Here is a 10,811-nt window from a genome sequence, read left to right on the forward strand (position 1 = left end):
GGCGGAGGGGAAGGGGATCCAGGGGCGGCCGCCCGGCGCTTCCGGCGCCCCGCCGTCATCCCCGGCGGCCTGCGCGGCAGGCCGGGAAGGGGATCCAGGGGGCTGATGGGGCGCCGGAACCTGGCGGGGCTATTCGGTTGGGACGCCGGCTTCGACGAGGTCCTTGAAGCCGCCGATGTTGACCACGTTCGTGTAGCCCATGTCCTGCAGGGTCTTGCCGGCCAGGGCGGCGCGGCCGCCGGCGGCGCAGTGGATCAGGATGGGGCGGTCCTTCTGAAAGGCCGGGTCGTACATGGGGTTCTCGGGGTCGGCCTTGAACTCCAGGCTGCCGCGCGGCACGTGCAGCGCGCCCTCCAGCTTGCCGGCAGCCTGCAGCTCGGCGCTGTCCCGGATGTCGAGCACCAGCACGCCGCCCTGCCCGATCCGCGCGGCGGCCTCGGCGGGCGAGAGCTTCTGGACCGTGGCGTTGGCCTCGGCGAGGAGGTCTTTGGAGGTTTTGGGCATGGGGGGCTCCGTCTTTCCGAGGTTCTGCTCTAACCGAAATTTTACCGATATAACTAGGCAGCGCTACCCTGGACTAGCCCAAGCGCTGGCCGATAAAGAAATGGCACGCTCCACTCATCTTTGCTTGAGCCAACGCGTTCGAAGAAACCAATTTCCTCCAAGCTACTTGCTACTCGGAGACATTCGGCTTCATCAATGCGCCATAACTCCGCAAGATTTCTAAGATGTTGAGTGGCTTTTTGCTCCCTAAGCGCTTCGATATATGTTTTTAAGCTAGGAAATTCCGCAAAAAGTGTCTGCTCTAGCCGTACCTTGGAGACCGCCGGAAGGGCATCTTTGAATGAAATTTGCTCGAACAGATTGGGTTCGGCTGGGCCCTGCCGTCCCTTCTCGAGACGCGTTATCTGTGTTTCTCGGAGCTCATTAAGGAAGTGGATGATCTCTCGGGGCGCAGCTGTTTCATTAGCGTCCCGAAGTCGGCCTAATATCCATTTGAACGTGATCGGCTTGTTGGGGCCTGACTCCACCTGCTTTGGGCAAACCTCATAAAAAAATCCTTCTTGTCTTTCGAATGACTCCAAAACTCTCTCTGGCTCTACGCTATAATGCTCACAAATCTTGCTATTTGAGATAATTCGTCTTACTACCAAGTTCAACAGATCATCGGGCTTCCACTTAATTGTGATAGATTTCTCAATGTGGCTGGCCTCTCTAAAGCCTTGCTCCGTTATCTTATTCCAAATGTCTGTCCTCAAAAATATCTTGAGCTGAATGTTTCGAAATGCCTTTAGATCGAGGTAGCACTTAAACAACGCTCGGAGCGCTTCTACCTCAAGGTCTGCCTTGTCGGCGAATGCAACATCTAGTCGATCTAGGAGAACCCAGAAGGTTAGACCCTTTTCGAGCAGTGCTTCATTCGCGAGTGCAAACAATTCTCCAACCGAAACGGCGCCAAGCTTACTCTGCTTCGCATCAGGTTCAGCAAGCACGATACGCCCCGTGATGCCGGTGGGCATACCGGTGTTAGGATCGAAGTTGTACCCGCCTTCGACTGCACTAATTCGGGTAAACCGCTTAATGTAGTCAAATGCGAAACGTAATGCTTTGGACAGCGAGAAATTGGAAGGAACTAGATCAGCAGACTCTAGAGCTTCAACGACGCGGTCGCACTTATCACTGCGAATGCCAAATGCCTTAAAGTGCTGACCACATATAGAGAGGAAGTATAGCTTCCATAGACTCACAAACTCAAATTCACTAGCTGGCGGATCGGTACTGATGTTCTGGAAGGCGGGCGCTCCTTGCGGATTCTCCGCCGGTACAACCATAATACTTCGATCAAAAAGTGCATTTTCGTTCGCAATTATCAGGCTATAGATTGCGCTTTTGCCGCTGCCTTTGGCGCCATAAACGATGTCTGTATTTCCGCTATATACTTGGTTCCACTGTTCAGTCTGGACGAAATACTGCGCAAGATGATCTCTCTCTTCCTCTGCAGTCCTTTTCCCGAACGTTGAGGCTTTCAGCACGTCTAATACCGCGTTGGTGGTCATTGACAAATCTCATCTCAGAAAACACAGCCACGGACTTTTATATGTTCGAGCGCCTCTGAAGAAAAGTCGCAAACATAAAACGGCCGGGCTCTCGCCCGGCCGTTCGCATTGCAGCAGCTTCACCGACCCTCACCCCTGCCCCTCTCCCTCTCGGGGAGAGGGGTTCGCGGGGGCGGGAGGCCGGTCAGCCCGCCAACGGGGAGAAATCACTCCCCGGCGGCGGCCTCGGGCTGGTCCTTCTGCTTCTTCTCCAGGTCCTCGCCGGTGGTCTGGTCGACGACGCGCATGGAGAGGCGGACCTTGCCGCGCTCGTCGAAGCCGAGGAGCTTCACCTTCACCTTGTCGCCCTCCTTCACCACGTCGGTGACCTTGGCGACGCGCTGGGGGGCGAGCTGGCTGATGTGGACCAGGCCGTCCTTGGCGCCGAAGAAGTTCACGAAGGCGCCGAAGTCGGTCGTCTTCACCACCGTGCCGTCATAGATCACGCCGATCTCGGGCTCGCTGGCGATGGACTTGATCCAGTTCAGCGCCGCCGTGATGGAGGCGGCGTCGGAGGACGCCACCTTCACGGTGCCGTCGTCCTCGATGTTGATCTTGGCGCCGGTCTTCTCGACGATTTCGCGGATGACCTTGCCGCCCGAGCCGATGACCTCGCGGATCTTGTCCGTCGGGATCTTGATGGTCTCGATGCGCGGGGCGTACTGGCCGAGCTCGGCGCGGGCGCCGGAGATGCCCTTGGCCATCTCGCCGAGGATGTGCATGCGGCCTTCCTGGGCCTGGCCCAGGGCGACGCGCATGATCTCCTCGGTGATGCCGGCGATCTTGATGTCCATCTGCAGGGAGGTCACGCCGTTGGACGTGCCCGCCACCTTGAAGTCCATGTCGCCGAGGTGGTCCTCGTCGCCCAGGATGTCGCTCAGCACCGCGTAGCGCTCACCCTCGAGGATGAGGCCCATGGCGATGCCGGCCACCGGGGAGCGCAGCGGCACGCCGGCGTCCATGAGGGCCAGCGAGGAGCCGCAGACCGTCGCCATGGAGGACGAGCCGTTGGACTCGGTGATCTCCGACACGAGCCGGATGGTGTACGGGAACTCGTGGTGCGGCGGCAGCATCGGGTGCACGGCGCGCCAGGCGAGCTTGCCGTGGCCGATCTCGCGGCGGCCGGGCGAACCCATGCGGCCGGTCTCGCCCACGCTGTAGGGCGGGAAGTTGTAGTGAAGCAGGAACTGCTCCTTGTAGGTGCCCTCGAGCGAGTCGATGAACTGCTCGTCCTCGGCGGTGCCGAGGGTGGCGACCACGAGGGCCTGCGTCTCGCCGCGGGTGAACAGCGCCGAGCCGTGGGAGCGCGGCAGCACGCCGACCTCGGCCACGATGGGGCGAACCGTCTTCACGTCGCGGCCGTCAATGCGGCGGCCGGTGTCCAGGATGTTCCAGCGGACGATCTTGGCCTCGGCGTCCTTGAACACCGTGGCGAAGAGCTGCTTGTCGATGGCGTTCTCGACGCCCTCGCCGCAGAGCGCGGCGGCGGCCTTGGCCTTGGCGGCGGCGACCTTCTCCTGGCGCTCCTGCTTGGCGGGCGTCGTGAAGGCGTCGCGCAGGTCGGCCTCGACGATGTCGAGGATGCGCTGCTCGATTTCGGAGTTGTCCGGGGTCTGGAAGTCGCGCGGCTCCTTGGCGGCGCGCTCGGCCAGCTTGATGATGGCGTCGATCACGGGCTGGAAGCCCTTGTGGCCGTGCATCACGGCGCCGAGCATCACGTCCTCGGGCAGTTCCTTGGCCTCGGACTCCACCATCAGGACGGCGTCGGCGGTGCCGGCCACGACGAGGTCGAGGGACGAGTCCTTCATCTCGGCGACGGTCGGGTTCAGCCGGTACTGGCCGTTGACGTAGCCGACGCGGGCGCCGCCGATCGGGCCCATGAAGGGCACGCCGGAGAGGGTGAGCGCCGCGGAAGCCGCCACCATGGCGACGATGTCGGGGTCGTTCTCGAGGTCATGGGACAGCACGGTCACGATGACCTGCGTGTCGTTCTTGTAGCCCTCGACGAAGAGGGGGCGGATCGGGCGGTCAATGAGGCGGGAGACGAGCGTCTCCTTCTCGCTCGGCCGGCCCTCGCGCTTGAAGTAGCCGCCCGGGATGCGGCCGGCCGCGAAGGCCTTCTCCTGGTAGTTCACGGTGAGCGGGAAGAAATCCACGCCCGGCTTGGGCTCCTTGGCGGAGACCACGGTGGCGAGCACGGTCGTCTCGCCATAGGTGGCCAGCACGGCGCCGTCGGCCTGGCGGGCGATCTTGCCGGTCTCGAGCACGAGCTTGCGCCCGGCCCAGGTCAGTTCCACACGTTGGACATCGAACATCGGTCGGTCTCTTTCGTTCGGCGAGACCGACGCCATGAGCAAGACGGCGAGAGGCTTCCCCGTCGCCCCCTGGGCGGGCTCCTGCGAGCCGCGCCCGGGCGGAAAAGCATCCGGCGATCCTGCCATGAACGTCAGGTCTGGCCGGGTTGCGGCGGCGCGGGCGTCCATGCCCGGGCCTGCCGATACGCCACGATCGCTTTCAGGGTCTTCGCCGGGCGGACAACCGCGGGTGCGGGCTTCCTGGCGAAGGCGCGCTCGTGACGCCTACACGGACATTGCGGCGCGGTTGCGCCGCAGGAGGGGACGAAGCGTCCCGGACAGGGCCGCGGCGGCGCGGGGCCGCCACGGCCAAGAGGATCCCGCCCGGAGGCGGGCGGCACTCAGCGGCGGATGCCGAGGCGCTCGATGAGGGCGCGGTAGCGGCCCTCGTCGCGGCTCTTCAGGTAGTCGAGCAGCGAGCGGCGCTGCGACACGAGCTTCAGGAGACCGCGGCGGGAGTGGTTGTCCTTGGCGTGGGTCTTGAAGTGGCCGGTGAGGTTGGAGATGCGCTCCGTCAGGATCGCGACCTGCACCTCGGGCGAGCCGGTGTCGTTGGCCTTGGTGGCGTATTCGGTGATGAGCGCCTGCTTGCGCTCGGCAGTGATCGACATCGTCGGTCCTTTCTGGTGAGGGGTTTCGTCCCGGGGGACGGCGGCGCGGCCATCAAGGGGCCGTTCCGCTCCGCCATGCGGCCGGGCCGGGATGTCGTCCAGCACGGTCGCGCCAAAGCGGCTCGCGCCGGCGATGGCCGACGCGATGCGGTCTCATGGCACGAAGCGGGCGGAAAATCCAGCGGAAGTTCCGGAGGCTCCGTCATGGCGAGCGGACCGCAGCCATCCAGAGGGCCCTGACGCCAGCCTGCCTGGATGGCTTCGTCGCTGCGCTTCTCGCAAGACGGGGAGGAGGGCCTCACACCAGGAAGGGGTTGGAGACGCGCTCCTGGCCGATCGTGCTCATGGGGCCGTGGCCGGGCAGGAAGGCGACGTCGTCGCCGAGCGGCAGGACCTTCGTACGGATCGACTCGATCAGCTGCTCGTGGCTGCCGCCCGGCAGGTCGGTGCGGCCGACAGAGCCGCGGAACAGGACGTCGCCCATGAGGCAGAAGCCCTGGAGAGGCTCCTCGCCGGCGGCCGGAGCGGGGCGGCGCCAGTTGTAGACCACGCTGCCGGGAGAATGGCCAGGGCAATGGTAGACGTCGAACGTCAGGGCGCCGACCGTGACCGTGTCGCCGTCGTCGAGCCAGCGGCTCGGCGTCATGGCGCGCGCGTTGGCGATGCCGAAGCGCCGGCCGCTCTCCGGGAGCGCGGCGAGCAGCGCCTCCTCGGCCCGGTGCGGGCCCTCGACCGGGACGCCGAGCTGCTCGGCGAGGTCGGCGGCGGCGCCGGCGTGGTCGATGTGGCCATGGGTGAGCAGGATCTTCTCCACCTGCCCGCCCGACTGCTTCACGGCGGCGCGGACCTGGTCGAGGTCGCCGCCCGGGTCGACCACGGCGGCCTTGTTGGTCTGCGCGCACACCAGCACGGAGCAGTTCTGCTGGAAGGGCGTCACCGGGACGACGAGAAGCTTGAACGGGTGCATGGCGGCTCCGGGGTGAGTGTCCGGCCGACAGCTAATGCGCCCGGGCGCGCTTGGCGAGTCGTTCGCGCGTCAGCTCGCCGGCCAGTCCATCTGTCGGTTCACGTCGGACGCCCAGAGCAGCTCGGCCGGCACACGCTGGCCCGGGAAGGAAACTACGATGATCTGCACGCCCCGGTGGCGGGCGTGCTCGAAGGCCGGCGCGAGGCCCGGGTCGCCGGTGATCCAGACCATGCGCTCGGCCGCGCCGCGGGACACGATGTCGGCGACATCCAGGCCGATGCGCAGGTCGAGGCCGCGCTGCTCGAAGTCGGGGCGGAAGTCGTCATCCCCCAGGCCGGGCGTGATGGGCAGAGAGCGCGGCTTGAAGCCGCGGAACTTCAGCGTGCCGAGGCGGGTCATCATGAAGTCGCGCTCGGCGAGGTCGGAGAGCCAGCGGTCCGAACCGGCGAATTCGCGCTCGGCCCCGGTGACCGGAAGCCGGACCACGCCGTTGAAGGGCACGCAGTCGTAGTACTGGACGCGGATCAGCGTCTCGGAGCGGTCAACGCAGCCGCAGCCGATCGCCTCGATCAAATCGGCGTCGTAGATGAGCCCCGCCTGACGGGCGAGCACACGCAAGTGCCCGCCGTCGATCACCACAATCGTCTTCATCGCAATACCCGACAACAAAAACATACGCCGGAAGACGCCGGCACGCCTCCTCGACGCTCCCAACAAAACGGAGCGCCGAAACAATCTTCAATAAGGGAGATTGAAGACCCGGGTCGGGACCAACTCCCCCCGCTCCACCATTCCCACCGCAATCACCACGCCGCCGCAGGCCGCGTAAACCGGGCCACCTTCCGCGGGCGCATCGCGGCCCCGCAGGATCACGGATTGACCACGCCGCAACCGAGCGGCGCCGTCCCGAGACAGAACGACGCAGGGCAACTCGGTAAGGCCTCCTTCCACTGAAATCAAGGCCTCTTGGGCGACCTCGGGCTTGTCCGCCATCGCCGCCCAGGGCGTCGAATCCTCCAGGGTGAAGGGGCCGACACGCGTGCGCCGGAGCGCGGTGACGTGACCCAGGCAACCGAGGACGCGGCCCAGGTCGCGCGCGATGGCGCGCACATAGGTGCCCTTGCCGCACTCGGCCTCGAAGGTCGCGCTGTCCTGGTCCATGCCGACGAGGCGCAGGGCGTAGATCTCGACCTCGCGCGGAGTCATCTCGATCTCCTCGCCGTCGCGGGCGAGGTCGTAGGCGCGCTCGCCGTCGATCTTGATGGCCGAATAGCGCGGCGGCACCTGCGAGATGACGCCGATGAAGCGCGGCAAAGCAGCCTCGATCTGGGCGCGCGTGGGCCGCTCGTCGCTGGTCGCGACGGCGCGGCCCTCCGTGTCGTCCGTATCGGTCTCGACGCCCCAGGAAACCGTGAAGGTGTAGGCCTTCTTGCCGTCCACCACGTAAGGGACCGTCTTGGTGGCCTCCCCGAAGGCGAGCGGCAGGATGCCGGAGGCCAGCGGGTCCAGGGTGCCGGCGTGGCCGGCCTTCTTGGCGTTCAACAGGCGCCGGAGCGCCGCGACCGCGTGGGTCGAGGTCATGCCGACAGGCTTGTCGAGCACGATCCAGCCGTGCACGTCGACACGGTTCTTGCGGGGGGCGCTCATGCGCTCACTCGTCGTCGTTGTCGTCGTCGGGATGGGGCGCAAGGTCGCGCTGAACCTGCGGCGAGCGCAGGAGCGCGTCGATGCGGGCCGCCTCGTCCAGGCGGTCGTCGGCGCGGAAGCGCAGGTCCGGCGCGAATTTGAGGTTCACCTTGTGGGCGACCTCCTGCCGGATGTGCTTGCGGTTCTGGTCGAACGCCTTGAGCACGGCTTTCTCGAGCTTCTTATCGTGCAGCGTCACGTAGACCGTGGCGAGCTTCAGGTCCGGGCTCATGCGGACCTCGGGAATGGTCACGAAAGCCTGGGAAAAGACAGCCTCGGGCAACTCGCCACGCGAGAGGATCTCGGTGACGGCGTGACGGACGAGTTCGCCGACCCGCAGCTGACGCTGGGATGGCCCGGATTTGGATTCGGAATCGCGTTTCATGATTTTCATCTCCCGCCCGGGATCGGACCGGCGCGAGGGGTTAATCCCCTCTCCCCGGCACGGGGAGAAGGTTGGGGGTGAGGGGATCTACGCCGATGGCGGCGCTGAGGCCCCTCATCCGGCGCTTCGCGCCACCCTCGGGTCATGCCCGAGGGCAGGCTCTTCTCCCCGTGCCGGGGAGAAGGGATCGCGCGTTTTGGGATCAGAGAGTGCGGCGCACCTCTTCCACGCGGTAGCACTCGATGATGTCGCCCGCGCGCATGTCCTGGTAGTTCTCGAAGGCCATGCCGCACTCCTGGCCCGAGGGCACTTCCTTGACCTCGTCCTTGAAGCGCTTCAGCGTCGAGAGCTTGCCCTCGTGGATGACGACGTTGTCGCGGATGAGGCGCACGCTGGCGCCGCGCTCCACGCGGCCGTCCTGCACGAGGCAGCCCGCCACCTTGCCCACCTTGGACACCGCGAAGACCTGCAGGATGCGGGCCTCGCCGAGCCGCTCCTCGCGGAGCGTCGGGGCGAGCAGACCGGACATCGCCTGCTTAATGTCGTCCACGAGGTCGTAGATGATGTTGTAGTAGCGGATCTCCACGCCGGCCCGCTCGGCGGCCTCGCGGGCCTCCTTGTTGGCGCGTACGTTGAAGCCGAGCACGACGGCGCCGGACGCTTCCGCCAGGGTGATGTCGCTCTCGTTGATGCCGCCGGCGCCCGCATGGATGATGCGCGCCGCCACTTCCTCGTTGCCGACCTTCTCCAGCGCGCCGGCGATGGCCTCGACCGAGCCCTGCACGTCGCCCTTGACGACGAGCGGGAACTCCTTGCGGCCGGCCGTCTTCAGCTGGCTCATCATGTCGACGAGCGAGCCGCGGGCGTTGCCGGCCCGTGCCGCCGCGCGTTCGCGGCGCTGGCGCTGGCGGTACTCGGTGATCTCGCGGGCGCGCGCCTCGTTCTCGACCACCGCGACGCGGTCGCCGGCCTCGGGAGCGCCGTTGAAGCCCAGGATCTCCACCGGGACGGACGGACCCGCGGACGAGACCTGCGCGCCCTGGTCGGACACGAGGGCGCGGACGCGTCCCCACTCCGACCCGGCCACGACGATGTCGCCGGTCTTGAGGGTGCCGCGCTGGACCAGCACCGTGGCGACGGGACCACGCCCGCGGTCGAGCTTGGCCTCGATGACGGTGCCTTCCGCCGGGCGGTTCGGGTTGGCGCGGATGTCGAGCACTTCAGACTGAAGGGAAATCGCCTCGAGCAGCTTCTCGAGATTGATCTTCTTCGTCGCCGAAACCTCGACCTCCAGCGTCTCGCCACCCATGGATTCGACCTGCACCTCGTACTGGAGCAGCTCGGTCTTCACCCGGTCCGGGTTGGCGTCGGGCTTGTCGATCTTGTTGATCGCCACGATCAGCGGCACCTTGGCCGCCTTGGCGTGGTTGATGGCCTCGATGGTCTGCGGCATGACGCCGTCATCGGCCGCCACCACCAGCACCACGATGTCCGTCACCTTGGCGCCGCGGGCGCGCATGGCGGTGAACGCCGCGTGGCCGGGCGTGTCGATGAAGGTGATCTTGCCGCCGAGCGGCGACTCGACCTGGTACGCGCCGATGTGCTGCGTGATGCCGCCGGCCTCGCCGCCCGCCACGTTGGCGTGCCGGATGGCGTCGAGCAGCGACGTCTTGCCGTGGTCGACGTGACCCATGATGGTCACCACGGGCGGACGCATCTCCAGNCATGATGGTCACCACGGGCGGACGCATCTCCAGGGTGTCCTCCGTGTCCGGAGCGTCGAACAGACCCTCCTCCACGTCGGACTCCGCGACGCGCTTCACCGTGTGGCCGAACTCCTCGGCGATCAGCTGGGCGGTGTCCGCATCGATCACGTCGGTGATCTTGTGCAGCTGGCCCTGCTTCATCAGGTAGCGGATCACGTCCACGCCGCGTTCCGTCATGCGGTTCGCGAGCTCCTGGATGGTGATCGTCTCCGGGATCGTGACCTCGCGCGCGATCTTCTCCTTCGGCTCGTTCATCGCGCCGCCCTTGAGGCGCTGCACGCGCCGGCGGAACGCCGCAACGGAGCGGGTGCGCTCCTCCTCGCCGCCGGTCGCAGCCGAGACGGTGAGGCGACCGCGCCGCTTCTCGTCGCCGCCCTTGGAGCGGTCGGGCTTCGGCGGAACGATGACCTTGGTGGGCATGCCCGGCCGGCGGATGATGCGCTTGGTCTCCTCCTCCTCCTGGACGCGGCGGGCCGCGCCGGGAGCAGACGGAGTGGGAGCGCCCACGGGACGGCGCGCGGCGGGAGCGCCGGCGCCGGCCGGAGCCGCGGAGGCGGCGGCCGGACGCGGCTCGTCGCCCAGGCGACGCTTGGCCTCGTCCTCGGCCTTGCGGCGGAGTTCTTCCTCGCGCTTGTGACGCGCCTCTTCCTCGCGCTTGCGAGCCTCGGCGGCCTCGCGCTCGACCTTCTCGCGCGCTTCGCGCTCGACGCGCAGCTGCGCGTCGATGATGGCCTGCTTGCGCTCCTCCTCCTCGCGCTTGCGCGCCTCGACGAGGGCCTGGGCGCGGGCGTCGCGCTCATCCTCGGTCAGGGTGCGCAGCACCACGCCGCTGCCGCCACGGTTCTGCGGCTGCGGGCGGGACGGACCGCCGGGACGGCCGCCCTGGGACATGCCGCGGCCGCTGGCCGGAGCGGCCGGGCGCGCGGGCGCCGCGGCGGGACGCGGA

General features: G+C 66.6%; 8 protein-coding genes and 1 pseudogene. All 9 read right to left on the reverse strand.

Going from position 1 to position 10,811, the window contains the following annotated elements:
• Positions 1-129: 129 nt before the first annotated feature.
• Positions 130-504, reverse strand: coding sequence for a rhodanese-like domain-containing protein (locus tag SLNSH_RS23660; RefSeq protein ID WP_106340667.1), 375 nt, complete (start codon positions 502-504; stop codon positions 130-132).
• A 53-nt stretch (positions 505-557) separates the two neighbouring features.
• Positions 558-2,057 carry a P-loop ATPase, Sll1717 family gene (locus tag SLNSH_RS24755; protein ID WP_146140372.1) on the reverse strand — a complete coding sequence of 500 codons (1,500 nt, stop codon included), beginning with the start codon at positions 2,055-2,057 and terminating at the stop codon, positions 558-560.
• 206 nt (positions 2,058-2,263) lie between these two features.
• Positions 2,264-4,411, reverse strand: coding sequence for a polyribonucleotide nucleotidyltransferase (gene pnp, locus SLNSH_RS23665; RefSeq protein ID WP_106340679.1), 2,148 nt, complete (start codon positions 4,409-4,411; stop codon positions 2,264-2,266).
• Positions 4,412-4,791: 380 nt separating this feature from the next.
• Positions 4,792-5,061, reverse strand: coding sequence for a 30S ribosomal protein S15 (rpsO, locus tag SLNSH_RS23670; protein ID WP_106340669.1), 270 nt, complete (start codon positions 5,059-5,061; stop codon positions 4,792-4,794).
• Positions 5,062-5,359: 298 nt separating this feature from the next.
• On the reverse strand, positions 5,360-6,028 hold the full coding sequence (locus SLNSH_RS23675) for an MBL fold metallo-hydrolase (protein ID WP_106340671.1): 669 nt from the start codon (positions 6,026-6,028) through the stop codon (positions 5,360-5,362).
• A gap of 69 nt (positions 6,029-6,097) precedes the next feature.
• A complete protein-coding gene (locus SLNSH_RS23680) occupies positions 6,098-6,679 on the reverse strand; it encodes a PIN domain-containing protein (RefSeq protein ID WP_146140373.1) in 582 nt (193 codons plus the stop codon).
• 87 nt (positions 6,680-6,766) lie between these two features.
• Positions 6,767-7,675, reverse strand: coding sequence for a tRNA pseudouridine(55) synthase TruB (truB, locus tag SLNSH_RS23685; RefSeq protein ID WP_106340675.1), 909 nt, complete (start codon positions 7,673-7,675; stop codon positions 6,767-6,769).
• A 4-nt stretch (positions 7,676-7,679) separates the two neighbouring features.
• On the reverse strand, positions 7,680-8,099 hold the full coding sequence (rbfA, locus tag SLNSH_RS23690; protein WP_106340677.1) for a 30S ribosome-binding factor RbfA: 420 nt from the start codon (positions 8,097-8,099) through the stop codon (positions 7,680-7,682).
• A gap of 202 nt (positions 8,100-8,301) precedes the next feature.
• Positions 8,302-10,756, reverse strand: a pseudogene (gene infB, locus SLNSH_RS23695) (translation initiation factor IF-2).
• Positions 10,757-10,811 lie beyond the last annotated feature (55 nt).

Origin of the sequence: Alsobacter soli (assembly GCF_003004785.1) — a bacterium.
Lineage (GTDB): Bacteria > Pseudomonadota > Alphaproteobacteria > Rhizobiales > Beijerinckiaceae > Alsobacter > Alsobacter soli.